Genomic DNA, 25,989 nt, shown 5'->3' with positions numbered 1-25,989 from the left:
ACAACGGGCCCCGGCGGGCGGCTATTCCACGGCGGGCGGCGGCCGGTGGTGGAAGAATGGTTCCATGGCATCAAACGCAACATTCAACAAGGACATGACCCGGTTCCCGCTCGGCACCACTGCCGCCGTGGATGCCGAAAGCACCGAACTGGTCTTCACCCGGCACTACGACGCAGCCCCCGAGGCCGTCTGGGCCATGCTGACGGACCCCGAAAAGACGCAGATGTGGTGGGCCAAGGTCCGTGGCCAGGCCCGCACCGGATCCTCCTTCGACCTGAAGTGGCTCAACGTCAAGGACGAGGGCCACGGCATTGAAACCGACTGGTGGAACGGCCGCGTCACCGAGGCGCAGGAGCCCCGGGTGCTGGAGCTTTCCAACTCGATGCACGGGCGGATCCGCATTGAACTTGAGGCCGAGAACGGCGGCACCAAGCTGACGTTCAGCAACACCGTGGCCGTGCCCGGGGAGGTGGTGCTCATGTCGCTGGCCGGCTGGCACTTCCACCTGGACCACCTGTGCGACGCCCTTGAAGGCAAGAGCGTGGACTGGCAGCGCTGGTGGGACGACTTTTACCCTTGCTGGGAGCAAATCCACGCCCAATACCAGGCCCGCTGACGCCGTCACTATTTGAGACGGATTGGCTCCCGTGCACCTGCGCCGCGTAGGATCCAAACGGCCCTGCCAAGGGCCCGACCGTATTCAACGTGGCATACGAGCACCCCAGATTCACAGACCGTAAGGACGCTGACTCATGAGCTCAGACTTGCAACCCAACCCGCAGGGCCCCGCGAACAACCAGGAGCAGGACACCGACCTGCGCGCCGATGTCCGCCGCGTCAGCACCCTGCTGGGTGAATCCCTGGTCCGCCAGCACGGCCCCGAGCTGCTGGCCATGGTGGAGCAGGTTCGCCTGCTGACCAAGGAATCCAAGGAAGCGGCCCGCGGCGAGTCCGGCACCGGCCCGTGGAGCGCGAACGACGTCGCCGAGCAGGTCCGCGAGGTGCTCTCCTCCCTGCCGCTGGAGCAGGCGACCGACCTGGTGCGTGCCTTTGCGTTTTACTTCCACCTGGCCAACGCCGCCGAGCAGGTGCACCGCGTGCGCAGCCTGCGTTCACGCGCTGAAAAGGATGGCTGGCTGGCCAAGGCCGTCACCGAGATCGCCGAACAGGCCGGCACCGAGGCGCTGCAGAAGGTTGCCAACGAGCTGGACGTGCGCCCCATCTTCACGGCACACCCCACCGAGGCATCGCGCCGCTCCGTGCTGGACAAGATCCGCAAGCTCTCCGACATCCTGGCCACACCCTCCGAAGAGGGCACCTCGGCACGCGCCCGCCAGGACCGCAAGCTCTCCGAAATCATCGACCAGATGTGGCAGACCGACGAGCTGCGCAAGGTCCGCCCCACCCCCATGGATGAGGCCCGGAACGCGATCTACTACCTGCGCAACATCCTCACGGATGCCATGCCGGAGGTCCTGACCGAGCTCAGCGACCTGCTGGGCCAGCACGGCGTCTCCCTGCCGGCCGACGCCGCCCCGCTGCGTTTCGGCTCCTGGATCGGTGGCGACCGCGACGGCAACCCGAACGTCACCTCCGAGGTGACCCGCGATGTGCTGGTCCTGCAGAACCAGAACGCCGTGAAGATCTCCCTGGTCCTGATCGATGAGCTGCTCAGCGTCCTCTCCAACTCCAGCGCCCTGTACGGTGCCGACGCGGCGCTGACCGAATCCATCGCCACCGACCTGGCGCACCTGCCGCACATTGACCCCCGCGTGCTGGAGCTCAACGCCGACGAGCCCTACCGCCTCAAGCTCACGTGCATCAAGGCAAAGCTGATCAACACCCAAAAGCGTGTTGCCAACGATTCCTACCATGAGGTTGGCCGCGACTACAGCGAGACCGCCGAGCTCATTGCCGACCTGGAGCTGCTGGAAGTTTCCCTGCGGAACAACTCCGCAGCCTTGGTGGCCGACGGCGCACTCGCCTCCGTGCGCCGCGCCATCGCCTCCTTCGGCCTGCACCTGGCCACCCTGGACATCCGCGAGCACGCCGACTACCACCACGACGCCGTCGGGCAGCTCATGGACCGTGTTGGCGACCTGGGCAAGCCCTACGCCGAGCTGGACCGTGCCGGGCGCCTGGCAGTGCTCAGCACCGAACTGGCCAGCCACCGCCCGCTGTCCGGCCACCCGATCAAGCTGGACGGCATTGCCGACGGCACCTACGACGTCTTCCGCGTTGTCCGCCGCGCCCTGCGCACCTACGGCCCGGATGTCATCGAAACGTACATCATCTCCATGACCCGCGGAGCCGACGACGTCCTGGCCGCTGCCGTGCTGGGCCGCGAGGCCGGCCTGGTGCAGCTCACGGGCGAGAACCGCTACGCGAAGATTGGCTTCGCGCCGCTGCTGGAAACCGTTGACGAACTGCGTGCCTCGGCCGAGATCGTGGACCAGCTGCTCTCCGACCCGTCCTACCGCGAGTTGGTCCGCCTGCGCGGCGACGTGCAGGAAATCATGCTCGGCTACTCGGACTCCAACAAGGAATCCGGCGTGCTGACCTCGCAGTGGGAAATTCACAAGACCCAGCGCAAGCTGCGCGACGTCGCGGTCAAGCACGGCGTGAACGTGCGCATGTTCCACGGCCGCGGTGGCTCCGTGGGCCGCGGTGGCGGACCCACCTACGACGCCATCATGGCCCAGCCCAACGGCGTCCTGGAAGGCGCCATCAAGTTCACCGAACAGGGCGAGGTCATCTCCGACAAGTACTCCCTGCCGGAACTGGCACGCGAAAACCTGGAACTCTCGCTGGCCGCCGTCATGCAGGGTTCGGCCCTGCACCAGGCGCCGCGCCACTCCGAGGACGATCTTGGCCGCTTCGGCGCCATCATGGAGGTCATGTCCGACGCCGCCTTCGGCACGTACCGGACGCTGATCGACCACGAGGACCTGCCGGCCTACTTCCTGTCCTCCACCCCCGTGGAGCAGCTGGGCTCGCTGAACATCGGCTCACGCCCGTCCAAGCGCCCCGACTCGGGCTCCGGCCTGGGCGGCCTGCGCGCCATCCCGTGGGTGTTCGGCTGGACGCAGTCGCGCCAGATCGTGCCGGGCTGGTTCGGCGTGGGCTCGGGCCTGAAGGCTGCCCGCGAGGCCGGCAAGTCCGCGGACCTTACGGAAATGCTGGAAAACTGGCACTTCTTCTCCTCCACCATCTCCAACGTGGAAATGACGCTGGCCAAGACTGACATGGACATTGCCGCCCACTACGTGCGCACCCTGGTGCCCGCCGAGCTGCAGCACCTGTTCGCCACGATCCGCGCCGAATACGACCTCACGGTGGCCGAGATCCAGCTGCTCACCGGCGAGGGCGAACTGCTGGACAACCAGCCGCTGCTCAAGCGTTCCCTGAACGTCCGCGACCAGTACCTGGACCCCATCTCCTACCTGCAGGTTGAACTGCTGCGCCGCGTCCGCGAGGCCGACATCACCAAGGCAGACGTGGATGAGCGCCTGCAGCGCGCCATGCTGATCACCATCAACGGTGTGGCCGCGGGCCTGCGCAACACGGGGTAAGCGCCAGCGCCGGTGGTCGAGCCGGTCGCCGGTGGTCGAGCCTGTCGAGACCCCCGCTTTGAGAAATGACACCGATCCCGCTTTCTGACACCGATATCCCGGTGTCAGAAAGCGGGATCGGTGTCATTTTTGCGTGGTGCCCTGTTCCCCTAGGCTGGAACCATGCCTTCCTTCCGCGCCACGATCCAAATCACCGGCCTGCGCCCCGGCCACGCCCCCGAGGAGGTCATGGACATGGCCGTTGCCGCAGTCGGTTCCGCCCATGTGGTGGAAGCCAACCAACTGGACATCGTGGCCGGCGTCCCGCGCATCACTGTGCGCTTCATGGTTGAGGCCAGCGAGTACGACGCCGAGAACCAGTTTGCGCGCAACGCCGCCGTCTCGATGGCCCACGGAGTCAACGAGGTGGCCACCACGGGTGCCCTGCGCACCTTCCGCCGCTCCGCCGGAAAGTGGCTCAGCCTCTAGTTCCAGGCCTGTGATGCGGATCACATGAAATTGACCGTGACGATTCCCCGGCTCAACACGCCTTAGTTGTGTAGGCGCCAAACGGCACCGAGCTTGAAGAAATATCGGACACGAAGAATTTCGGGAGTGATTATTTTGACTACTCAGCCTCAGAACAAGAACCAGGGCGCAGCCACGAGCCCGGCCACCGTTGCCGCGGCACGGCAGACAGCCACCAGCCGCGGCACCACCACAGTGGCGGACGGCGTTGTTGCCAAGGTGGCCGGCATCGCGGCCCAGGACATCCCCGGCGTGTATGCGCTCGGCGGCGGCGCAGCCCGCGCCCTCGGATCGCTGCGCGAAGCCGTGGGACAGAAGGACCTTACCCAGGGCGTGAGCGTGGAAGTTGGCCAGACCCAGGTGGCAGTCGACGTCACGCTCGTGGTGGAGTACCCGCACCCGCTGCAGAAGGTCGCAGAAGACGTCCGCGACGCCATCTACGCGGCCGTTGAAGACGTTGTGGGCATGGAGGTCACGGAGGTCAACGTGTCCATCACAGACATCCACATTGCCTCGGACGAGTCAGAGGAAAAGCAGGCCTCCCACAAGCGCGTCGACGACGAGCAGGACGGCCAGCGCGAAGCCCGCGTCTCATGAGTGCCACCCTGGCCGGCGCCGCACTAGGCGCCGTCCTGGCCATCTCGGCCCTGGCCTTCGGGTTCTGGGCGATGCTCCTAGTGGCTCTTTTCATGGCCGCCGGAGCCGTGGCCGGAAGCAGCGTGCGCGGCAGGATTGACCTCCGCGGCGCACTGGACGCCCTGCGCGGCAAGCGCACCTCGCGATGAGCGCCGGCACGCTGGGCCCTGAAGCGGAAGCAAGCGTGCGTGCCGGATACACCAGCATCTCCTCCGGGACCATGCACCAGCTGGCCGCAGCCATAGCCGCCGAGGCCTTTACGGTCCCGCGGCGTGACGTGCGGGCCGGGATCGGCGACGAGCAGGGGCAACTCAGCGTCTCACTCGCGCTGCCCCTGGCGTTCCAGCTTGGGCCGCACGGCCCCACCGGGTCCAAGGCCGGGCACGACGGCGGCACGGTGTTTGAGCGCGCAGCGCGGGCCCGGTCCGTGGTTGCCGACCGCATCGAGGAGTTGTCGGGTGCGTCCGTGGCAAGGGTGGACATCCGGTTCACGGGCATCCACCACGGGAAGAACACTGCTGCAGGGAGGGTGGGATGAGAAACCAGGACTCAAGCAATCCGAAGTTGGTCAACCGGCTAAACCGGCGTGAAACACGCTCCAGCCGGGCAGCCCTGTCCATCACCGTGGCAGCAGTGCTGCTGCTGGCCGCTGTATGGCTGGCCGTGGAACTCACACTCTCGGCGACGGGGAACGCGGCACTGCTGCTCCCGCCCGCCGAACTTGCGCAGCGATCAATTGCCTTGCCGGCAACCACGATCCCCGGCGCACTCATTGCGGCGGGCGCAGCCGTGGCACTGCTGGGCCTGGCCCTGCTGGCGGCGGCCGTGCTGCCCGGCACCAAGGCGCGGCACATTGTGGCCAACCCGCGCTCCGCCGTGGTGGTTGATGCGCAGGTCCTGGCATCGGCCGCTGCACGGGCGGCACGCACCGAGGCCCGGCTCGCGCCGGAACAGGTCACATGCAGCGTGGGGCGCAGGCGCCTGGACGTAGTGGTCCGGCCCGTCACAGGCAGGGCAGTGGACACAGCTGCCGTCAGGGCGGCCGTGGAACACGAAGTTGCCGGCTACGGGCTGCGCAGGGCCCTGGCCGTGGGCGTCTCCCTGAACAAACCCGGGGACAAGCACGGGGCGGTGGGGGCATGAACGGCACCCACCGCGGACTGAACCGCACGTTGTTGGGGGCGCTCGGGGCAGTGCTCATGGTTGTCGGCCTCGCTGCCGCATGGGCCGGGGCCAGCGGGTCGTTCGCCCGGGACTGGGCCATGGCCGGAACACGTGCCTGGGCGCAAACCCAGCAGCAGCTCGCGGAGGCACGCATCCCCGGGACCGGCACCAGCTGGTGGACCGTGGCCGCTTTCGCCGCCATTATCGTGGCGGGCGTGCTGCTGGTGTGCTGGATGGCGTCGCAGGACACAGGCCGCAGTAACCAACTGGCCAGCCGGGAGGGCGCCGGCGGCAACACCACTGTGGACACGGCCGTGGCCGCCGAGGCCATCAAGGAGGCGCTGGCGGGCAACCCCCAGGTGCTTTCGGCAAAGGCACAGTCCTGGAAGACGCCTGGAACGGGAGGCGCAACCGGACTGAAAATCAGTGTCCAGGTGCGCAAGGGGGCCTCGCCCGCCGAGGTGGGGGCCGCCGTCGACCATCTGGTGGAGGGCCTGGACATCCTCCTGGGCACCCGGCTTCCCGTGCTGGTTCGGATCACCTCAGGAACCCGCAGCAAGTTTGCCCGCACTGAACGCGTGGCATAAGCAACAAGCAACTAGGAGAACATCATGGGATTCATCAGTTTCATCATCCTCGGCCTGATCGTCGGGGCCATCGTCAAGGCCGTCATGCCGGGCAAGGTCCAGGGCGGCTGGGTTACCAGCATCATCCTGGGCGTGGTCGGGGCCATCGTGGGCGGCTGGCTCGGATCGCTCATCTTCAACACCGATCTGGGCAGCTTCTTCAACATCAAGACGTGGCTGCTGTCCATCGCCGGCGGCCTGGTGGTTGCCGCCGCCTACGGTGCCATCAAGGGCCGCAAGTAGCCATAAACGTCCCGCCCTGCAGGCCCCTCAGGCCTGCGGGGCGGCACTTCGCGTAGGCTCGCTCCCAACTGGTGGGAGCCGGCCGGAACCTACGGAAAGGGTGCACACCGGTGAAAAATCCGCAGGATTTGCCACAAACCGGGCCCGACATCCCCGACGCCATCCTGGCCGAGCGTGCCGGCGACGGCGATGTGGCAGCCTTTGAAACCCTGGCCCGCAGGCATGGCCCGCTCATGCGCGCCTATGCCCGCAGGCTGGCGCGCAGCTATGAAGAGGCCGACGACGTGGTGCAGGAGGCGCTGATCACCGCATGGCGGGACATTGGCTCGCTGCAGGACGGCGCGGCCGTGAAGGCCTGGCTCATGAAGATCGTGGGGCACAGGGCCGTTGACACCGGCAGGCGCCGAAAGGTCCACGACAACCTCGAGGACCGCCCCGAAGCGCCGGACCACACACCCGGCCCGGCGCAGTCGGCGGTGGCCGGGTCCGCGCGTCGTGCCTTGAACGCGGCACTGGCCAGGCTGCCGGAGGAACAGCGAAGATGCTGGGTGTTGCGGGAATTTGGCGGCCAGTCCTATGAAGAAATTGCCGGGACGCTGGGCATCAGCGCCGCCAGCGTGCGCGGCCGGCTGGCCAGGGCACGAACCACGCTCGTTATCGAAATGGAGGAATGGCGATGAACCCCACGCAAGACTGCGGCCGGCGCATCGAAGACCTCAGCGACTACCTCGACACAGGGGCGTCTCCGGATGCCTGGCACATTGAGAACTGCCCGCAATGCCAGGCGCGCCTGGCCGGGCTGCGCAGCCTCAGTGCGGCTGCCCTGGACCTGATGGACAGCGACGTTGCCTCCGCCGACGACGCCGGCTGGCTCGACGGCATGCTCGCCAACCTGCGGCTGGAAACCCGTGCCGGGCGCCCCATTCCGCTGTCCGGCGGCCCGCTGGATGAGCTCACCGAAACCGAAGGTGCCGTGATTGCCATGGTCCGGGCCGTGGGCGATTCACTGGGCGGCGTGCTGATTGGGCGCTGCAGGCTGGAGGGTGAGGTGTCCACCGCCGGTGCTCCGGTGGAAGTGCGGATCAACGTGTCCGCTCGGTACGGGCACCCGCTGCCGGCCCTCGCCGATGAACTGCGGGTCGCCGTTATTCAGGAGCTGCTGCTGGAGACCGAACTGAATGTGGCCGCCGTGCACGTGGCCTTCACCGATATTCGTCCGCCACTTCCGGCGCCGCCAGGCTCCGCCGGTGACGGGACGCGGGAGGAGGGGCGATGAGCCTTGAAGCTGAGATTCACCAGCTGGTGCTGGGCATGGACGGCGTGGCAGCGGTCTACGCGGCCGACCCCGTCTGGCTGACGGCCGTGAAACAACTGGGCTCGCTGCTGGGCCCCGGCGAGGCCGCGCCCGTGCCGTTTGTGGTGTGCTCCGAAGAAGCTGACGACGCCGGCGTGCCGGGTGCCGCTCCCGCCATGAGTGTGCGGGTGCGGATTGGCACTGACGGCTCGCTGCCGGCGCCAGGGCTGGCCCGTGCCGTCGCGGCCGGAATCCGCACCCATGTGGCCGTGCAGCGTCCCGGGGTGGAGGTGAAGGCCGTCGTGGAGATTTCGGCGATCGGCGTGTAGGCGGGGCCGGGCGCGGCTTTGACGCCACCAGCTGCGGGTCTTACTTGTGGTCCGGAAACTCCGACAGCTCCAGCTGGGAGAAGTACTTCACCGGCTGGTGGGTCAGCGGGTCCGTGAAGGAGATGCTGTGGGCAAGCAGCTGCAGCGGCTTGGTGTAGTCGTCCGGAGCCTGTTCGTGGAGCACGGGGTAGAAGGGATCGTTCACGATGCCGATGCCCTGCGATGCCAGGTGGACGCGCAGCTGGTGGGTCTTGCCCGTGTGCGGCTGGAGGTCGTACAGGCCCAGCGTCTGGCCGGTTGCGGCATCCACGCGGGTGTCCATGAGCTCAATGCGGGTTTCCGCATTGGGCTCGCCCACAATTTCCTGCGCCAAAAGGTAGGTGCGGGACTTGATCATGCGGCTGCGGACCACCAACGGAAATTCCAGGTCTTCCCGGACGGGGGCCACGGCGCGGTAGGTCTTTTCGATGCGGCGCTTCTCAAACAGAAGCTGGTACTTGCCGCGGGTCTCCGGATTGGCGGAGAACAGCAGCACGCCGGCCGTCATGCGGTCCAGGCGGTGGATGGGCACCAGGTCCGGCGCATCAAGCAGGACGCGCAGCCGGACAAGGGCCGATTCCTGCACATACATTCCGCCCGGCGTGGTGGGCAGGAAGTGCGGCTTGTCCACCACCACCAGATTCTCGTCCTGGTGCAGGATGGACAGCTCCACCGGCAGCCGTTCCTCCACGGGCAGTTCGCGGTAGTACCAAATGAACAGGTGCTCGGCCAACGGCGTGGTGGGGGTGACGATTTCCCCGCCGAGCGCCTTGACCTCGCCGCGTTCAAACCGCTCCACGATCCCTGCCGGGTCCACATGGTTGAACCTGTCCAGCACATATTCCATGGCGGTGGTCCAGGGGCCCTCAACGGGGATGCGCATGCGGGTGGCATTGACGCCATTGCGCACGGGAAGGGGAGATTTCATCACCATTCAAGGGTACCGAGGCTTCCGAGGAGGCCGGACCAGCCGTCTCGCCAGCACGGCAGGCGTGGGGGAGTCCTGCCCATGGGGGGACCGGGCGCATCGCTGCTAGCCTGAGGGAAATCCCCTGCCCCGAAGGAAGCCGCATGTCGCCGTCCACTTCTCCGTTGCTGCGCCGCCGCACCGTTCTGGCCGGTGCCGCTGCTGCCCTCGGCATGGGGTTGGCCGGTTGCGGGTTCACCTTCCGGAAAACCAGCGGACCGCCGCACTTCACGCCGGAAGAGCTGGTGGACAATGCGGAATTCTCAACCCTGGACGAGCTGGGCATTGCACGGGCCAAGGCGTCGAAATCATTGCGGCTCGACTTCAGGGACGGGTCCATCGCCAAGTCCGACGTCGGCCTGCCGGATTCCGCCCATGCCCCCGACGTGGTCGCCGCCAAGGGTGAGAAGTTCCGCCTGTCCATCACCGGCAGCGCCGGCACCCTTGAAGCGGAGACCGACCACGCCAGGTTCGGCACCACGGACACCAGCCCGGAACTGGATACCGTCTATTACTTCCTCACCGCCACGAGCCTGCAGGAGTATGTTAATTTGCTGCGCGACGGCGTTCGGGACTACGGGCTCGACGCCGAGGTCACTGAACGCTGGATCTCCGGGGCCGAGGCCGATCCTGGCAGGAAAAGCAGCTACTCCCTCGGGGACGGCAACGCGCTCGGCTTCAACGTGGGCTACGACCTTCGCTATGACGGCAGCAAGGACACCCAGGTGGTCATTGTGACCGTTTCAGCAGAGCTGTAGGCCGCCGTCGAAGCTGCTAGCGCTCAGCGAGGGAGCCGGCGTCGAGGCCGTCCTTGCTGGCCACCTGGCCGCGGATGAAGAAGATGGCAACCAGCCCCAAGGCAATGACGGGAAAGTTTCCCATGGACGCGATCTGGCTCAGCGGGCTATCGACGGGATGCGCCGTCTGCAGGAAGATGCTGGGATCTGTGCTGGCGTGCAGCAGAACCGGCCAGATCAAGTTGCCGGTGACGCGCAGCGTCAGGTACATGCAGATGCCGAACGCGAAGGTGTACAGAAGCTGAAAGGCCGTGGCGAACAGCGACTGTCCGCCCAGCAGGTTGCCGGCATGCAGTGCGGAGAACACTGCTGCCGAGACCAGGGCCACGGCGAGCTCCTTGTGCCCGGCCTTGCGCATCAGATTGACAACAAAGCCGCGGGTCAGAACCTCCTCGGCGAAGCCAATGCACAGGCCCGCCAGCAGCCAGGCGGCGGCGTAGGAGAATCCGGCCCCGGCGTAGTCGGTCGTGGCAAAGCGCAGGATGTTGAAGACCAGGACCACGGCGACTGCCGCCCACATCCAGCGGCCTCCCCGGATGGGTTGGCGGGCGAACAATTCCTTGAACCAGCCCACGGAAAGGGCAAACAACACCAGCAGCAGCCCGCCGAACGCGATGGGAACAACAAAGCCGGCCACAACATAGGACGCCGACGCCGGATCAGCCAGCCAGGGTCGCAGGATAGGCAACATGACAAGGGGGACCAGCTCATACAGCGCAAAGTAGACAGCGGCAAGGATCACGGCCTTCCACCAGCCGCCCCGCTCCCAGAATCGCTGCCATGCTGAAGATGTTTCGTGGCTGGTCATGATCGGTCCCCTTCGGTCATTGAGGTCAGCGCTATCGCGGATCGGGCCAATGGACGGCCCTAGATAGGATGTTATCGGAGCTACACGTCGCAGCCTTGCCGCGACGGGCCACACCCACAAGTGTGAAAGTCGACATCCCCCGAGCCGAGCAAAGGAACACCGTGGCCAAAACCCAGGACACCCAACTGTGGGCACTTGCCCACGCGGAGCGCGCCGCACTGGCGGAAGACCTCGCGGGAATCAGCGAAGAGCAGTGGCGCCACGGTACCCTGTGCGGGCAATGGGACGTTGAGCAGGTGGTGGCGCACCTGAGCGCCGCGGCGAGCATTGGCCAGTGGCGCTGGATCCGCAGCATGCTCGGTGCACGGTTCCGCCCGGACGTGCACAACCTGCGCCGGCTGAATGAGCATCTGGGGGCCACCCCGCAACAGACCCTGGAGCAGTTCCGGGCCATCGTCACCAGCACCACGGCGCCGACCTCCGACACCGCCGCCTACCTGGGCGAGGTGGTGGTGCACGCTCAGGACATCCGCCAGCCGTTGGGGCTGCCGCACGTTCCCAGCATCGAAGCCCTCACACCTGTCGCGGAATTCTTCGCGCGCCGGGACTTCGCCGTACCCAGCCGCAGCAACGCCGCCGGCCTTGAACTCAAGGCCGACGACGGCCCCTTCGGCGCGGGCACAGGTTCATTGGTCACCGGGCCAACCCTGGCGCTCGTCATGGCAATGGCGGGGCGCGGCGCCTACCTGGAACAACTTCAGGGGCCCGGCGTGGAAACCCTGCGCCAGCGCCTGGCTGCCGCCAAGTAGCCCTCAGGGACCTGGCTGGCAGCGCGGGCACCAGTAAATGTCCCGGGCGCCGCGGGCCGGAAACGCCGGATCGGCCAACTTGCCGTGCCTGACCAGGCTGCCGCAGCGCTTGCACGGCTTCCCGGCCAGCCCGTAAACCCACGAGGCGGCATCTCCGCGCGCAGGTCCGCCGGTGGTGGACCGTGCCGCCCTGTCCTTGTTGGCCTCCAGCAGCCGCTTGGCCAACCCGAGCATGCGCGGCAAGCCGGGCACGTCCCCGATGGCCGCAGCGGGGTGCGCGCCGCCCAAAAAGCACAGTTCATTGCGGTAGATGTTGCCAATGCCGGCCAGGTTCCGCTGGTCCAGCAACGCGAGCCCCACAGCCCGGCCCGGATCCGCCTGCAGGCGCCGCAGTGCTTCCTCCGCGTCCCAGTCCGGCCCCAGCAGGTCCGGCCCAAGATGCCCGACGGCGTCCCCAACCCGGGCTTCGGGCAAGACTTCCAGCGTGCCCAGTGAGAAGCCCACGGCTGCCGCCGCACTGGTTTGCAGCACCACCCTGGCCGTGAACGCGGGCCGGCGCCATTTTGCTGCCCGGCCGGTGACGTCCACGGGGTAAATGTCCCAGTGCCCTTCCATGGACAGGTGTGAATGGATGACCCGTCCGGCCACGAACATGAGCAGGTGCTTTCCGCGGGACTGCACGGAGGTGACAGTGGATCCGGCCAGGTCCAAGGTGGCGTGGGCGGGGACTCTGAAATCACTGGACACCAGCTCCCGCCCCTCAAGGACGGCGCGCAGATCCTTGGCCTGGCGCCAGACGGTGTCGCCCTCAGGCACGGTGAGCTCCCGGTGTCCGAGTGGGTGCTGGTGGTCGAGCCTGTCGAGACCCGGTGGAGATTTCGACAGGCTCAATCACCGCCAAGCCCTCAGGCACGGTGAGCTCCCTGTGCCCGAGTGGGTGCTGGTGGTCGAGCCTGTCGAGACCCGGTGGCGATTTCGACAGGCTCAATCACCGCCAAGCCCTCAGGCACGGTCAAGCCCTCAGGCACGGATCCGCACTCCCCGGGGGGAGCTGTTGGCGCCGGCCGCGAGCAGCGCCGCGGCCAGGGGCGTGCCCAGGACGTCTGCCCCGTTGACCTTCTCGATGGCCATCTTGTCGATCGCGCCCCGACGGACCACCTGGACCAAGGCCCCGGCCGCCAGGGCAACCACGGACTCATCGCCGCTGAAGCACAGCAGCGTCCGGCCGCCGCGCTCCACGTACAGGACCAGGACGCCGTCGACCATCACCACCAGGGCGCCGGCCTTGCGCCCCGGCCGGTGGCCCGACTCCAGCGGCGGCCACGGCAGGGCGGCGCCATACGGGTTGGCGGGGTCGGTGGCGGCCAGGGCAAGGGCCTGCGGCGGGCGCGGGTTCAGTGCGGCATCCTCACTGAAGGTGCGCAGCCTGTCCACCGTGGCCGGGACGGCGAACTGTGCCGCGCCCAGGTGCTCGATGAAGTAGCCACGCCGGCACTTGCCGCTCTCCTCCAGCCGGGCCAGGACCTTGTACATGAGGCCGAATCCGCCCGGCAGCCCCACATTCATGACGGAGCCGCGCGTCACCACCCCGTACCGGTCAAGGAACAGCTCGGCCAGGGCATGCCCGCGCAGGGTGGCCTGGGCGCTGCCCATCGAGGCGGGATCGGCCAGCGGTGAGGCAGGCAGCAGGCTCCAGCGGCCCGCACCCAGGGGAGGCGCGCCGCGCTGCGCACCCGCGGCACGTCCGGGCAGCCGGCCGTAGCGGCCGGCCCGGGCAGGGCGCAGGCGCGACGGCGGAGCCTTCTGCTTGTGCGCCGTGTGCCCGCCGGCCAACAGCGCCCGGACGGGGGAGAAAGTGTCGTTGCTGATCCGCCCGGCCCACAGCAGCTCCCACAAGGCAGCCGTGAGGTCGGAGTCGGAGGCGGCAAGGTCGGGGCCGTCGGCAGTCATCTCGCGCAGCTGGTGGAAGAAGTAGGCGCCACCGTTTTCCAGTGCCGCCAGCACGCGCTGCTGGAACTCCGTAGGGTCAAAGTCGGCCGGCGGTGCCAGCGTCAGCTCCGCGGATTCCGCAACATGCAGGCTCAACCAGCCGTCGTTGGAGCCAATGGCACCAGCCCCGGCAAGCAGCACTTCACCGGTGGCCGTGAGCTCATCGAGCATGGCGGGGGAGTAGTCGGCAACCCGGGCCGCCAGCACCAGCGGCTCCCACGCGGAGGCCGGAATGGGCACGCCGGCCAGCTGGTCCACCACCGTCAGGACTCCGTCCAGGCCGCGCAGGGCAGGGGAACCGGAAGCTGCCGTCACGTGCTGCCAGGCCGGCAGGAACCGCGCAAAGGCGGCGGCATCCACTGGCTCAACCTCGGCCCGCAATGCCGCCAGCGACCGGCTGCGCAGCTGCCGCAGCACCTGGACGTCGCACCACTCGCTGCCCGATTCCTGCCGGGCGAGCCCCTCAGATGGGCCCACGGCGGCGAGGGACCCGTCACGAGCTTGCGAGTGAGGGGAGCCGATGGGGATAAACTCGCCCTCCGTGACCCGCTTGTCCGCGGCCAGCCGTGCCAGCCCGGAATGCACGACGGCGACACCCAGTCCCAGCCTGGCCGCCACATCCGCGGCGGTGAAGGGGCCGTGCGTGCGGGCATAGCGGCCGATGAGGTCGCCCAGGGGGTCTGCCACTGGCTCGATGAAGGCCAGTGGCACACCCATGGGCAGCGGGATGCCGAGGGCGTCGCGCAGCCTGGCCGCGTCCTCGATGGCGGCAAAGCGTTCCCCTCCTGCCATGTTGACGCGGAGGGCGCGGTTGGCGGCAACCAGCCCGGCAAGGTGGCCGGCCGCCGTGGCGAGGTGCCCGCCGTCGTCTGTTTCAGGGGCAGCTTCCGGCACAAGGCGGGCGGCGACCTCGTCCAACGAGAGTGGCCCGAGCAGTCGCAGCAGGTCCGCCGCACCCTCCATGCCGCGGGCACGGCGGTCGGGGGCCAGGCGCTGCAGCTGCGACTCGGTGAGGGCAATGACGTTGGGGTCCAGGAGCTCGCGGAGCTCGGCCCGGCCCAGGAGCTCGTCCAACAGGGCGGGGTCCAGCGACAGGGCGGCCGCGCGGCGCTCGGCCAGCGGGGAATCACCCTCGTAGAGGAAACTGGCCACGTAGCCAAAGAGCAGGGAGCGGGCAAAGGGCGAGGGCTCGTTGGTGGTGGTTTCCACCATGCGCAGCTCGCGCCGCTCCAGGGAGGAGGCAATGTCCTTCAGCGCGGGGAGGTCGTAGACGTCCTGCAGGCATTCGCGGACGGTTTCCAGCACGATGGGGAACTGCGGGTACTTCCGGGCCACGTCCAGCAGCTGGGCCGAGCGCTGGCGCTGCTGCCACAGGGGCGAGCGCTTGCCGGGGTTCTGCCGCGGAAGCAGCAGCGCGCGGGCTGCGCATTCGCGGAATCGGCTGGCGAACAGGGCGGAGCCGCCCACCTCGGCCGTGACGATCCCGTCCAGTTCCTCGGGGTCAAACATGAAAAGTTCCGCGCCGGGCGGTTCGTCGTCCATGAGGGGCACGCGCAGCACAATGCCGTCGTCGGAGGCCATGGCGGAGCCGTCCAGGCCGTACCGTTCGTGCAGCCTTGCCGCGACAGCCAGCGCCCAGGGGGCGTGGACGGGCATGCCGAAGGGGCTGTGCAGGACCACGCGCCAGTCGCCGAGCTCGTCGTGGAAGCGTTCCACCATGAGGGTTTTGTCATCCGGGACCTGCGTGGTGGCGGCCTTTTGCTCGTCCAGGTAGCCCAGCAGGTTGTCCGCGGCCCACTCATCGAGCCCCGTGGCCGTGCAGCGGGCCAGTGCTTTTTTGCGCGGCGCGGCGCTGACCTCGCGGATGAACGCGCCGAGTGCCCGGCCCAGCTCCACCGGCCGGCCCAGGGAGTCGCCCTTCCAGAACGGCAGCTTGCCGGGCTGGCCAAACGCGGGGGAGACCAGGACCCGGTCAAAGGTGATGTCCTCGATCTTCCAGCTCGTGGCACCCAGGGCGAAGACGTCGCCCACCCGGGATTCGTAGACCATCTCCTCGTCGAGCTCGCCCACGCGGCGCCCGCCCTTGTTGGCGGCGGCGGTGGCGCCTGGCTCTCCACCAGCCCGGTCGCCAGAGTCACCAACAATAAACACGCCGAACAGGCCGCGGTCAGGAATGGTCCCGCCGGAGGTCACGGCCAGCCGCTGTGCGCCGGGGCGTCCCGTAATGGTGCCGGCGGTCCGGTCCCACACGATGCGCGGGCGCAGCTCGGCAAATTCGTCGGAGGGGTAGCGCCCGGCCAGCAGGTCAAGCGTGGCGTCAAAGGCCGATCGCGGCAGGGCGGCAAACGGTGCGCTGCGGCGCACGGTCTCAAACCACACGTCCACGTCCACGGATTCCAGGGCCGTGGCCGCCACTGTCTGCTGGGCCAGGATGTCCAGCGGGTTGGCCGGGATGGAGAGTGGCTCAATCCCGCCGGCCAGCATGCGTTCCACCGTCACGGCCGAATGCAGCAGGTCCGCCCGGTGCTTGGGGAACAGCAACCCCTCGGAGATCTCGCCCACCTGGTGCCCGGCGCGGCCCACCCGCTGCAGCCCGCTGGCCACCGACGGCGGCGATTCCACCTGAATGACAAGGTCCACGGCGCCCATGTCGATGCCCAGCTCAAGGCTGGAGGTGGCGACCACGGCGCGCAGCCGGCCGGACTTGAGGTCGTCCTCAATCAGCGCCCGCTGTTCCTTGGAGACCGAGCCATGGTGGGCCTTGGCCAGCACGTTGGGCGCACCCGCCACGGATCCGGCCTGCGCCATCATCTCCGCCGGCAGCCGGGTGGGGGACCGGTGGTTGAGCTTGTCGAAGTCCGGTCCAGGGGTCTCGACAGGCTCGACCAGCGAATCCAGTTCGAGCCGCTCCACGTAAATCTCGTTGAGGCGGCCCGTGAGCCGCTCGGCCAGCCGCCGCGAATTGGCAAAGATGATGGTGGAGTTCTTGGCCAGCACGGCGTCCACAATCTTTTCCTCCACATGCGGCCAGATGGAGGCGTTGGGGGCCAGCCCGGAGGCGGGGCCGAGGTCGTGTGCGGCGGCCAGCGCCGGCAGCTCGGTCATGTCGGCAACAGGGACAGTGACCGCCAGGTTCCAGGTCTTGGTGCTCGCGGGCGCCACGATGGTCACCGGCGCCAACCCGCCCAGGAAGCGGGCCACGGTGGAGTGCGGCTCCACGGTGGCTGAGAGCCCGATGCGCTGGGCAGGGGTGTCCAGCAGGGCGTCGAGCCGCTCCAGTGAAACGGCCAGGTGGGCGCCGCGCTTGGTGCCGGCCACGGCGTGGACCTCGTCAATGATGATGGTGTGCACGCCGGTGAGGGTTTCCCGGGCCTTGGACGTCAGCATCAGGTACAGGGATTCCGGCGTGGTGATGAGGATGTCCGGGGGGTGGCTCAGGAGGCGGCGGCGCTCACTGGCCGGAGTGTCGCCGGAACGCACGCCCACGCTGACGTGCGGGGCGGCCAGGCCCAGGCGGGCGGCTGTCTGGGTGATGCCGATCAGGGGCGCCCGGAGGTTGCGTTCCACGTCCACGCCCAAGGCCTTCAGCGGCGAAATGTACAGGACACGGGTGCTGGCCTTTTCCCCGGGCTGGGGGTTCGCGGGCGGCTGGGCGATCAACCCGTCCAGCGACCACAGGAAAGCAGCCAGGGTCTTGCCGGAACCCGTGGGGGCAACCACCAGGGAATGTGCGCCGCCGGCAATGGCCTCCCAGGCCCCCGCCTGGGCCGGGGTGGGGGATCCGAACGCGCCGAGGAACCATTCGCGCGTGGCCGCGGCGAATTGGGTCATGGCGGTGGTGGGCGGACCGCCGGGCGTTGTTCCTTGCACGGCTCCATCATGCCGCATGGTGCCCACATTGCGGCAGCGGTCCGCAAGTGTCCGTGGCTAGCGGTAATCTAAACGGTAGGAGCGGCAATGAATGCCGGGGCCGGTCCGGCAGCTTGTGCACGCCCACGGCCAGCCTGGTTGGTTTGGACGGTTTGGGAGGCTGGCACAGTGAAGACAAGGCATGTGGGGAACAACTGGGTTCCGATGCTTGGCCTGTCCTTCCTCTTCCTGGTTTCCCTCGCCATCAGCATGGTGGCTGAGAAGGGAAACGGCGCCGACGCTCGCTTCTTCGTTGCCGGCGCCATCGTGGTGGGCGCCCTGAGCGCAGCCTGGCTGTGGAAGCACCCGTCGTGGTGGCTGGCCCCACGGAATCACTACCTGTACCTTGCCGGGGGAACCGGCCTTGGCATCGTCTTGTTCGCGCTGATTCCCTTCCTCAACGGCGCCGGGCCATGGCTGGCCATTGGCGCAGCCGTTGCCGTGTACGGACGCTTTGAACAGCTGCGCCTGCTCGTCACGGTGGGCGGGGCCGTCGCCGTGACGGGGTTCCTGGCAGCTGTCATCCACGTCGACGTGCTGGGCGGCGCGATGCACCTGGTGGCCGTTGGCGCCCTGGCCTTCGCCGCCAACAAACTGTACGTGCTGCGGCACGGCCGGCGCCGGGAATCGCAGGATTCAGACCCCGGCTTCATCGGCTCCTTCGAGGAATTCGACCCCAACGAGCCGCAGTCACCGCTGAGCCGCACCCCCCGCTGAGCCCCGACTGTCCGCGCCGGGGCTGGACGCCGCGCTACGGCTGGAAAGCACCAATCGTGAGCAGCTTGATCCCTGCATTGCTGCAGGCGGTCAACGGGCGCGCGATCGACAGGCTGTCCGTCGCGCTGGGCGGGTACACCAGCACGGCAGCGGCATCCACACGGTTGCAGTCCTGGTAGTTCCCTGCCTGCGTGTAGCGCAGCACCGCGGCGGCGCTGTCGCCCGGAGCCAGGGTGATGGGACCGCTGGAGGGTGCCGACGCATCGCGCTCGGCGGGTTCGCCGATCGGTTCCGTGCTTCCGGCCGCAACCAGCGAAACCCCCGGGTACCCGTCAAGGATGCAGTCCGCACTGGAACTGTTGCTCACAATAAGCTTCATGTAGATGTGCCCGGCCGCGCCACCACCGGTGTCATCCAGGGATCCCGCGAGCGAGGCCGCCGTGCACAGCGGGGGAGGGGCCGGCGTGGTGGCTGCCGGTGCGCTGCTTGGGGCGGACGACGGCGTGGCCTCCCCGGTCTCGGCAGGTGCGGTGGCGCTGGGGCCGGCCGAGGTGGCCGGTGCCGTGGTTTCGGAGCCCGTTGATTCCCGCGGGGCGCACGCCGAGAGAGTCGCCCCCAGGGCCAGGACCGAAGCAAGTGCCAGGATCCTGGCTGCGTGGGGCTTGTAGGTGCGGCTTCTCGGGGGAATAGTCATGCCCCCACTTTTGCCCCACAGCAATCCCGAGTCAACCCGGCCGGGCCCCCGGTGTGTCGCGCGCTGGCTCCCCTGCGCATTCGCACGGGCGCCAACGCGCAGGGGCGGACCATCCCGCCCGCCCCTGCGCGGATGCTAAGCCTTGCGGGAGGTGCGCAGGAAGGCCAGGCCGCCCAGGACCAGCCCGGCCAGCCCGGCACACAGGCCGAGCCATGCCGGCCAGGTGGTGCCGCCGTCGGACGTTTCAGCGGTCTCGGAAGTCGCGTCCGCGCCGTGTGCACCGTGGGCGTCGCCGGCCACTGCCGCCGTGATGGTCAGTGAGGGTGCCGGGGCGTCCACGGAGTCGTGGTCGGCGCCGGCGGCCGGGATTTCCTTCCAGTCTGTCTGCCCGGTCTCGCACTTCTGCAGCGTGGGGAAGTGCAGGGTGGTGCCGGCGGCGACGTCGGGCAGCTGCAGGGACAGGGTGAAGGTGTCGCGCTGGTGGTCGGGCAGGGGAGTCTTGGCCGTGTACGTGATGGACGCGGTGCGCTCGCTGACCTTGCTGCCGTTGGGCAGCGTGAGGGGGGTGTCCAGCTTTTCCGTCGCCTTGCTGATGGTCCAGTTCGGGTTGACCGTGGGCGTGGCGTCGTTGAGTTCCTTGGGCAGCGTGATGGTCATCGACGTGGTGGGCGAGCCGTCGCAGCCGTGGCCCGTGGCAAAGGTGACCAGCGTGTAGGCGCCGGCGGCCGTTTCGGTGGGGGTGGCGCTGACGTGGGCGGAGGCGCTGCCCAGCCCCAGCAGCATCAGGCCGCTCGTGGCTCCGAGGGCAAGGGTGGTCTTGAGGGTGCGTGAAATGCGCATGGCATAAGCCTTTCGAACAGGAAAAAATTACAGGGAATCGCGCCCTGTGACTGGTTCGACAGGGCGTCAGGCGAAGACTGCTGCAGCGGCGGGCGGGCCGCGCCGGGTGTTGGGGCGCAGATTGCGCCACGGCAGGCGCGGCAGGGGGCGCGGCACAATGCGGGGCCGGGCGTCCTGCACCGGGATAAGCCGGATGACGGCGGCGCTTTGGCAGAGCGGCCGCAGCCAGCCCGCGAGGGCCCAGAGGGCGCTTTCGCCATAGGCGAGGAGTCCGGCGGCGGCCAGGGTGGCTGCAATGTGGGCGGCCAACATCCAGCCGGACATCCCGGCCGCATGGCCCAGCGATGCGGTGGCCGGGTCCGCCAGTGGCGCGGCCGCGGCGAGCAGGCTGGCCGCGTGGGCCTCGGCCGTCATGCCGTGGTGGCCCGCGGCGGCTGCCCCGCCAACACCGGTTGCGTGGGCGCCGTGGGACAGGGCGTCGAACGCCTGGTGGAGCACTATTTGGCTGCTGCCCAGCAGGCCGGCCATGGCAGGGATCGAGAGCTTGAACTTGGTGGCAACCGTTGAGCACAGCACGTGCAGGGCCAGGATGCCAACCATGATGCCGGGGGCCGGGAGTGTGCCGCCACCCAGCAGGTGGGCGCCGGCTGCCAGGCCAATGATGGTGGCGCCGACCAGCGAGGTGCGCAGGAGCCGAAATGGCGCGTGGTCCATGTGTGCTCCCTTCCGCGCTCTGGCCAACTTTCCCAGCTTATCGGGGAATTCCCCTGTCTGGCATTCGGGGCGGAAGGCCCTGCGGATTGGCTGTCACATTGGGCGCAGGCGCGGGGGCCCGGGGAGTGGCCTTGGCGGGGGCCTGCGGGGAGGCTGCACCGGGCAGCCTGACCGTGAAGGTGGTCCGTCCGGGCACACTTGCAGCCTGCACGGTGCCGCCATGGGCCTGCACCATGCCCTGCACAATGCTCAGGCCCAGCCCCGTGCTGCCGGTGGTGCCGGTCCGGGCAGTGTCGGCGCGCGAGAACCGGTCAAAGACCACGGCCAGGAAGGCGGGGTCGATGCCGGGGCCGTTGTCGCTGACCTCCAGCACAACGCTGCCGTCAGGCGCCTGCGACAGCGAGGTGTGGACCGCCGTTCCGGTGGGTGTGTGCTTGGCGGCATTGGAGAGCAGGTTCAGCAGCACCTGGCGCAGGGCGGATTCCCCGCAGGCCGCCTCAACGGGTTCGTCGGGGACCGTGAACTGCCATTCGTGGCCCGGGGTGGCCACCTGGATGTCGCGCACGGCCTCCATGACCAGGGGGCTCACGTTCACGGGGGCCTGAACCGCGGCCGCAGCGTGGTTCCTGCCGCCCTGCGATGGGGCAGCCGTTCCCGCGGCGGCCTGCTGCTCGTCCAGCCGGGCCAGGGTCAGCAGGTCCTCGACCAGCTTGCTCATCCGCACCGACTGGGCCTGCACCCGGCCCAGCGCGGTCTGCCCGTCGGTGCTCAGCGGCTCGGTCATGGAAAGCAGCTCGGCGTAGCCGCGGATCGCCGTCAGGGGCGTGCGGAGTTCATGGCTGGCATCGGCCACGAAGCGGCGCAGCTTGGTTTCGCTGTGCTGGCGGGCCTGCAGGGCGTGCGAGACGTTCTCCAACATGGCGTTGAATGCGTGGCCCACGTTGCCCACTTCCGTCCCGGGCCGGGCGGCCGCTTCTGGGACGCGCGCACTCAGGGCGACCTCGCCGGCGTCGAGCCTTAGCGTGGCCACCTTGGTGGCCGTGCCGGAGAGCACGGCCAGGGGGCGCAGGCTGCGCCGGATGATGGCGGTGCCTGCCCAGCCCAGCGCCAGCAGCCCGGCGAGCGAGACAAGGATGATGGACACCACCAGCGTTTGCAGTGTCTGTTTGGTGGCGGCCAGGGGGAGGCCGGTGATGAGGGTGTCGCCGTTGGGGACTGCCTGGGCGGCGAGGCGGTACTCGCCGATCGAGAGTGTCCTGTCGCTGAATGTCCCGTTGGTGGACAGGCCTGCCAGGATGTCGGCGTCGGCCGTGGTCAGTTGCTGCCGGGTGCCGCGGCTGGAGAGGATTCCGGCGTAATGGACGACGCCGTCACTCAGGACCGCGCTCAACTGGCCTGCGCTCGTGGCCCGGGCGTTGAGGGGGTCGGGGCCCGGGCCCGTGGTGCCGGGGCTGGTGTAGTAGGCGGCGGTGCGCACGGCGGCCTGCTGGAGGGAGGCGTCGAGCTGGCTTTTCACGGTGACGCTCAGGGCTGTGTAGCTGACCATGCCCACGAGTGCGCAAATGACTGTCAACAGGGCGAGCATCACCACCACCAGGCGGGTGCTCAAGTGCCACGAGGCCGGGTGCAGGAGTTCCTTGGCGCGGGCCGTTGCCGCTGTCCGCGGTGGTGTGGCGGGGGCTGCGGGGGTGGTCACTGGCATGGCTTGATCACGTAGCCGGAGCCGCGGACGGTGTGGATCATGGGTTCGCGGTCGGCATCGATTTTCTTGCGCAGGTAGGAAATGTACAGCTCAACAATGTTGCTCTGGCCGCCGAAGTCGTAGTTCCAGACGCGGTCAAGGATGCGGGACTTGCTCAGCACGTGGCGCGGGTTTTCCATGAGGAACTTCAGAAGCTCGTATTCGGTGGTGGTCAAGGCGATTTCGGTCCCCGCCCGCTGGACCGCCTTGGTGTCCTTGTTCAGGGAAAGGTCGCCGACGCTCAGTTGGGCCGAATCCGGGGCGGTGATGCCCGAGCGCTGCACAATGCGGTGGAGGCGCAGCAGGACCTCCTTCATGCTGAAGGGCTTGCTGACGTAGTCGTCGCCCCCTGCCTGCAGGCCCGTGACCTTGTCCGCCACGGCGTCCTTGGCGGTCAGGAAGAGCGCGGGGACGTCGGGGTGGATGGAGCGGATGCGCTGGAGCAGTTCCACGCCGTCCATGCCGGGCATCATGATGTCCAGCACCAGCACGTCTGGCATGAAGCCCCGGGCGATGTTCATTGCCTCAAACCCGTCGTGGGCCGTTTCCACCTGCCAGCCGGTCATCTCCAGTCCGCGGCGCATGAGATCGGCCAACTCCGGTTCGTCGTCCACCACGAGCGCGCGGATGGGTTCGCCGTCGGTGCGGGTCAGCTTGGGGAGGGTGGCAGGTTCGGTGGCCGGGCGTGGAAATTCCATGTCTTCATTCTCTGGCACGCGTCACGATGCTGGCTGAATGGTCCCTGTGTGTTCTCTGTGTCCTACACTGGCCGTTCACCGGACTGGTGAATCATCGCTTCGTTGCATTTTTCATTCTTGCGGAGGACTTCATGACAAACACCTTTTCTGCGGGGACCAGTAAAGCCGGCAGGCGCCCCAAAAAATCATTCTGGATTACTGCGGGGATTTGGCTTCTTCTGCTCATCCTCATGCTGGTCTCCGGCGTTGCCGGAGCGTTCGGCGCCTGGCTGGTCCTGTTCGCCCTGTTCCTCATAGTGACGGCCCTGTATTCCTTGGTCTTCGGACGCAGATCATGGCTCGGACTGCCCCACCGCAAGGGAGCTGGAGCTGCCGTGGGTGCCGGCTTCGCCGCCCTGGTTCTGGGCTTTGTCGCTACTGCTGCGGCAGATCCAGCACCCAGCACCATGGTCCCGCTGGCGGAGACAAAGGTTGTGGCTACGGTTACCGCAACTCCGTCGCCCAGTCCAACCCCCACGCCCAAAAGTAGGCTGCTCGACGAATGCGCCTCTGAAGGCACGTCATTTGTTGAACCCGGCGGAACCCTCAATTGCACCAAAAATGACAAGGGGGTCCTGGTGTGGATGACGGAAAAGGACTCCAAGACGCTCCTGGCCGAGAGGGCTGAAGTCACCCGCGTGGCCCAGGAGAAGGCCGTTGCCGAAAAGGCCGCGGCAGAGAAGGCTGCGGCCGAGAAGGCCGCCGCCGAACAGGCTGCAGCGGTTCAGGCAGCGGCGGATGAGGCGGCACGGGTGGCAGCCGAAAAGGCGGCACAGCAGCAGGCTCCGCCCATTCAGCCGTTGCTGGAGGCTCCCGCCGGGGACGTTTACTACGCGAATTGCTCGGAGGCCAAGGCCGCTGGAGCGGCCCCTCTGTACATTGGACAGCCCGGCTACCGGCCCAAAATGGACGGTGACAGCGACGGCATTGCCTGTGAGCGGTAGGCGCAGCAGCCACAGGCCTTGATTCCGGGCCCGTGAAACGCAAGAACGCCCATCAAATTGATGGGCGTTCTTGCCAGGCGTTTAGTTGCTACAGGCCGAGCCAGATCAGGAGGCCGAAGCAGACGGCACCGCCGACCACAGTCCCGTAGCCGATGATGTTGCTGGCCAGGGCGCTGGGCTCTCCGTGCGCGTTTTCTGAGTGCTGGTCAGTTACTTGAGTACCCAATGGTTTCCTTTGTTCGACGGCCCTCGTGTGCGGGCCGGGGTAGTCGTTGCTTTCGGCCACGCAGATGTGGCGTGCAACGAAAAAAGCTCGCCGAAGGCATCGGCGGATGCCCAAGCTTAGCAATTCAGGGCGCGGGTGCCCAAGGCAGCGCGGTGGTCCCGGTTTCCTCTCTACAGTGCGTAGGCGAAGGGGACGAACTGGCTGCCGTTGGCCTCAAACTGCTCCAGTTCCGTCATTCCCATGTGGCGGTGCACGTTCAGCGACTTTACGTTTGCGGTGTCAACGAACTGGACGGCGCACTGGAAATCGCCGGCGAGTGCTGCATCACGGGCGGAGGCCATCTTCCGGTACAGCCCCTGGCCCTGGAAACGCTCGGAAATTGCCACGGGACCGGACATGAAGACGCGGGAGCCGGGGAAGGCTTCCGCCGCGAGGCGCAGTGATTCAGTGCCGACCCGGTTCTGCTCGCCAATTTGTTCCGGACCCCACGACATCACGAACCCGGCCACCTCATCTCCGGACACTGCAAGGTAGATGCCGGGGCCCGTCAATGCCGCGTCGAGCAGCCCTTCGTTGACAGTTCCCTGAATGAAGCCACGCTCCGCGCGCTCCTCCGGGCTGAGGGCATCTCCACGGGCCTCGGCAATGAGCTCGAGGACCTTTGGTTTGTCGGATTCGAGCATCCGGCGGATTTCAATGGAGGGCTTCTGCGCAGTCTCGTTCATGGTTTCCAGTCTAGAACCCGTTTCATTGCCGCCGTCGACGCAAAAGCCCATACTGAAGAAACCTTTCCACCAAGGCAGGGGTGGCACCATGAACGCTGACAATTCAGCAGTCCAAGCCGTCGTCATGGACGTTCATTTGCCAGCGGGAGTTGCGGGTCCTGAACCACTCGATTTTGACGTTCGCTGCTTCCTCGTTCCGCATCCGAATGGTGTTGTCCTCATCGACACAGGCATGCCGGGCAGTGCGGAGCACATAGGCAAGGCGCTGGCAGGCATGGACGACGCGTGGGGGGATGTCAGCGACATTGTTCTCACCCACTCACACATGGACCACACTGGCGGATTGGCCGAGGTCCTGAAGAAAACCCAAAACCCGGTTGTTTGGGCCGGCATTGAGGATCACGCCCACATGCCCCAAACAATGGGGCTAAAGGCGCTGGCTGACGGGGACGACGTCAGGGGGTTGCTGGCGTTGGCAACCCCCGGGCATACACCAGGTCACAGGAGCCTGTTTCATCCGGCACTTTCAGTGCTCTTTCCGGGGGATGTGGCGGGCAGTGACGGGTCAGGCGTCCGCCGATCCCCGGCGGCATTCACCCATGACGCCCAACAGGCGCAGGAGTCGCTGGGCCGGGTTGTGGCAATTCACGCTGGGCGGGTGTTGTTTTCCCACGGCGGCGAGGTCGCCAATCCCCTTGATGCCCTGAAGGCATTGCTGGCCAGTCCCCAATAGGATCTGCCGCTTCCCCGCGGCCCTGTTTTTGGGCAAAACAAAACCCCTGCTTTCCTTCTAAACAAAGGGAAGCAGGGGCCTTGCGATTGGCGGTGACGGTGGTGTGTGATCTCAGGACATAGTTCCCAGGTGATACTTCCCCGATGTCTCGAGACATGGTTCCCACTTCGGTCGAGCATTGTTTATGGGAAAGAACAAAGTGATTGTGTTGGCCGTGCTGGAGGCAGGG

General features: G+C 67.5%; 28 protein-coding genes. 17 read left to right on the top strand and 11 right to left on the bottom strand.

Going from position 1 to position 25,989, the window contains the following annotated elements; genetic code table 11:
* Positions 1–64: 64 nt before the first annotated feature.
* The 12 genes from PCK14_RS18660 to PCK14_RS18605 all read left to right on the top strand — a co-directional run bounded on the left by PCK14_RS18660 (position 65) and on the right by PCK14_RS18605 (position 8,371).
* A complete protein-coding gene (locus tag PCK14_RS18660) occupies positions 65–616 on the top strand; it encodes an SRPBCC family protein (RefSeq protein ID WP_269940022.1) in 552 nt (183 codons plus the stop codon).
* Between the two features lie 136 nt (positions 617–752).
* Positions 753–3,572, top strand: a complete 2,820-nt coding sequence (gene ppc, locus PCK14_RS18655) for a phosphoenolpyruvate carboxylase (protein ID WP_269940021.1) — start codon at positions 753–755, stop codon at positions 3,570–3,572.
* Positions 3,573–3,734: 162 nt separating this feature from the next.
* The gene (locus PCK14_RS18650) at positions 3,735–4,040 is read left to right on the top strand and encodes a hypothetical protein (protein ID WP_269940020.1); all 306 of its coding nucleotides are present in this window, start codon (positions 3,735–3,737) and stop codon (positions 4,038–4,040) included.
* A gap of 135 nt (positions 4,041–4,175) precedes the next feature.
* On the top strand, positions 4,176–4,676 hold the full coding sequence (locus PCK14_RS18645) for an Asp23/Gls24 family envelope stress response protein (protein ID WP_269940019.1): 501 nt from the start codon (positions 4,176–4,178) through the stop codon (positions 4,674–4,676).
* Complete coding sequence (locus tag PCK14_RS18640) at positions 4,673–4,864, top strand: DUF2273 domain-containing protein (RefSeq protein WP_269940018.1); 192 nt, start codon at positions 4,673–4,675, stop codon at positions 4,862–4,864. Before PCK14_RS18645 ends, PCK14_RS18640 begins: the two co-directional genes overlap by 4 nt.
* Positions 4,861–5,253, top strand: coding sequence for a hypothetical protein (locus tag PCK14_RS18635; protein WP_269940017.1), 393 nt, complete (start codon positions 4,861–4,863; stop codon positions 5,251–5,253). The genes PCK14_RS18640 and PCK14_RS18635 overlap by 4 nt, the downstream gene beginning before the upstream one ends.
* Positions 5,250–5,858: a hypothetical protein gene (locus tag PCK14_RS18630; protein ID WP_269940016.1), complete on the top strand. Its 609-nt coding sequence runs from the start codon at positions 5,250–5,252 to the stop codon at positions 5,856–5,858. The genes PCK14_RS18635 and PCK14_RS18630 overlap by 4 nt, the downstream gene beginning before the upstream one ends.
* Positions 5,855–6,466 carry a hypothetical protein gene (locus PCK14_RS18625; RefSeq protein WP_269940015.1) on the top strand — a complete coding sequence of 204 codons (612 nt, stop codon included), beginning with the start codon at positions 5,855–5,857 and terminating at the stop codon, positions 6,464–6,466. The genes PCK14_RS18630 and PCK14_RS18625 overlap by 4 nt, the downstream gene beginning before the upstream one ends.
* 24 nt (positions 6,467–6,490) lie before the next feature.
* Complete coding sequence (locus PCK14_RS18620; RefSeq protein ID WP_269940014.1) at positions 6,491–6,748, top strand: GlsB/YeaQ/YmgE family stress response membrane protein; 258 nt, start codon at positions 6,491–6,493, stop codon at positions 6,746–6,748.
* Between the two features lie 110 nt (positions 6,749–6,858).
* A complete protein-coding gene (locus PCK14_RS18615) occupies positions 6,859–7,428 on the top strand; it encodes an RNA polymerase sigma factor (RefSeq protein WP_269940013.1) in 570 nt (189 codons plus the stop codon).
* A complete protein-coding gene (locus PCK14_RS18610; protein WP_269940012.1) occupies positions 7,425–8,024 on the top strand; it encodes an Asp23/Gls24 family envelope stress response protein in 600 nt (199 codons plus the stop codon). The genes PCK14_RS18615 and PCK14_RS18610 overlap by 4 nt, the downstream gene beginning before the upstream one ends.
* Positions 8,021–8,371, top strand: coding sequence for a hypothetical protein (locus PCK14_RS18605; protein ID WP_269940011.1), 351 nt, complete (start codon positions 8,021–8,023; stop codon positions 8,369–8,371). Before PCK14_RS18610 ends, PCK14_RS18605 begins: the two co-directional genes overlap by 4 nt.
* A 40-nt stretch (positions 8,372–8,411) precedes the next feature.
* Here the strand turns inward: PCK14_RS18605 and PCK14_RS18600 are convergent, their stop codons facing one another.
* Positions 8,412–9,338, bottom strand: coding sequence for a pseudouridine synthase (locus PCK14_RS18600; protein WP_269940010.1), 927 nt, complete (start codon positions 9,336–9,338; stop codon positions 8,412–8,414).
* A 143-nt stretch (positions 9,339–9,481) separates the two neighbouring features.
* Between PCK14_RS18600 and PCK14_RS18595 the strand changes: the two genes are divergently transcribed.
* A complete protein-coding gene (locus tag PCK14_RS18595; protein WP_269940009.1) occupies positions 9,482–10,135 on the top strand; it encodes a hypothetical protein in 654 nt (217 codons plus the stop codon).
* Positions 10,136–10,151: 16 nt separating this feature from the next.
* Here the strand turns inward: PCK14_RS18595 and PCK14_RS18590 are convergent, their stop codons facing one another.
* Positions 10,152–10,982 (bottom strand): CPBP family intramembrane glutamic endopeptidase, encoded by an 831-nt coding sequence (locus tag PCK14_RS18590; RefSeq protein ID WP_269940008.1) that lies wholly within the window; start codon positions 10,980–10,982, stop codon positions 10,152–10,154.
* 161 nt (positions 10,983–11,143) lie between these two features.
* On the opposite strand from PCK14_RS18590, the gene PCK14_RS18585 reads away from it, so the two are divergent.
* Positions 11,144–11,791 carry a maleylpyruvate isomerase family mycothiol-dependent enzyme gene (locus PCK14_RS18585; RefSeq protein ID WP_269940007.1) on the top strand — a complete coding sequence of 216 codons (648 nt, stop codon included), beginning with the start codon at positions 11,144–11,146 and terminating at the stop codon, positions 11,789–11,791.
* A gap of 3 nt (positions 11,792–11,794) precedes the next feature.
* On the opposite strand, the gene PCK14_RS18580 is transcribed toward PCK14_RS18585, so the two are convergent.
* Complete coding sequence (locus PCK14_RS18580) at positions 11,795–12,607, bottom strand: DNA-formamidopyrimidine glycosylase family protein (RefSeq protein ID WP_269940006.1); 813 nt, start codon at positions 12,605–12,607, stop codon at positions 11,795–11,797.
* Positions 12,608–12,811: 204 nt separating this feature from the next.
* Complete coding sequence (locus tag PCK14_RS18575) at positions 12,812–17,668, bottom strand: ATP-dependent helicase (RefSeq protein ID WP_442864762.1); 4,857 nt, start codon at positions 17,666–17,668, stop codon at positions 12,812–12,814.
* Between the two features lie 150 nt (positions 17,669–17,818).
* Here PCK14_RS18575 and PCK14_RS18570 point away from each other — a divergent pair, with 150 nt between their 5' ends.
* Positions 17,819–18,406: a hypothetical protein gene (locus tag PCK14_RS18570; RefSeq protein ID WP_269940005.1), complete on the top strand. Its 588-nt coding sequence runs from the start codon at positions 17,819–17,821 to the stop codon at positions 18,404–18,406.
* Between the two features lie 34 nt (positions 18,407–18,440).
* Here PCK14_RS18570 and PCK14_RS18565 read toward each other — a convergent pair whose 3' ends face one another.
* The 5 genes from PCK14_RS18565 to PCK14_RS18545 form a co-directional block, all read right to left on the bottom strand.
* A complete protein-coding gene (locus PCK14_RS18565) occupies positions 18,441–19,100 on the bottom strand; it encodes a DUF4232 domain-containing protein (protein WP_269940004.1) in 660 nt (219 codons plus the stop codon).
* 135 nt (positions 19,101–19,235) lie between these two features.
* Entirely contained in the window at positions 19,236–19,940 is a 705-nt protein-coding gene (locus PCK14_RS18560) for a YcnI family copper-binding membrane protein (RefSeq protein ID WP_269940003.1), read from the bottom strand.
* Positions 19,941–20,006: 66 nt separating this feature from the next.
* Positions 20,007–20,654, bottom strand: a complete 648-nt coding sequence (locus PCK14_RS18555; protein ID WP_269940002.1) for a hypothetical protein — start codon at positions 20,652–20,654, stop codon at positions 20,007–20,009.
* A gap of 37 nt (positions 20,655–20,691) precedes the next feature.
* Entirely contained in the window at positions 20,692–22,356 is a 1,665-nt protein-coding gene (locus tag PCK14_RS18550) for a sensor histidine kinase (protein ID WP_269940001.1), read from the bottom strand.
* On the bottom strand, positions 22,347–23,093 hold the full coding sequence (locus PCK14_RS18545; protein WP_269940000.1) for a response regulator transcription factor: 747 nt from the start codon (positions 23,091–23,093) through the stop codon (positions 22,347–22,349). Before PCK14_RS18545 ends, PCK14_RS18550 begins: the two co-directional genes overlap by 10 nt.
* 131 nt (positions 23,094–23,224) lie before the next feature.
* Between PCK14_RS18545 and PCK14_RS18540 the strand changes: the two genes are divergently transcribed.
* Positions 23,225–24,076: an excalibur calcium-binding domain-containing protein gene (locus tag PCK14_RS18540; protein WP_269939999.1), complete on the top strand. Its 852-nt coding sequence runs from the start codon at positions 23,225–23,227 to the stop codon at positions 24,074–24,076.
* Between the two features lie 88 nt (positions 24,077–24,164).
* Here PCK14_RS18540 and PCK14_RS18535 read toward each other — a convergent pair whose 3' ends face one another.
* Together PCK14_RS18535 and PCK14_RS18530 are read right to left on the bottom strand one after the other, a co-directional pair.
* The gene (locus tag PCK14_RS18535; RefSeq protein ID WP_269939998.1) at positions 24,165–24,302 is read right to left on the bottom strand and encodes a hypothetical protein; all 138 of its coding nucleotides are present in this window, start codon (positions 24,300–24,302) and stop codon (positions 24,165–24,167) included.
* A gap of 170 nt (positions 24,303–24,472) precedes the next feature.
* On the bottom strand, positions 24,473–25,027 hold the full coding sequence (locus tag PCK14_RS18530; RefSeq protein WP_269939997.1) for a hypothetical protein: 555 nt from the start codon (positions 25,025–25,027) through the stop codon (positions 24,473–24,475).
* Positions 25,028–25,115: 88 nt separating this feature from the next.
* Here PCK14_RS18530 and PCK14_RS18525 point away from each other — a divergent pair, with 88 nt between their 5' ends.
* Positions 25,116–25,760, top strand: a complete 645-nt coding sequence (locus PCK14_RS18525; RefSeq protein WP_269939996.1) for an MBL fold metallo-hydrolase — start codon at positions 25,116–25,118, stop codon at positions 25,758–25,760.
* Positions 25,761–25,989 lie beyond the last annotated feature (229 nt).

Origin of the sequence: Arthrobacter sp. HY1533, assembly GCF_027568515.1 — a bacterium.
Taxonomy (GTDB): Bacteria; Actinomycetota; Actinomycetes; order Actinomycetales; family Micrococcaceae; genus Specibacter.
Note: the sequence above shows the minus strand (reverse complement) of the source record. Positions and strands in the feature narration are given on the sequence as shown.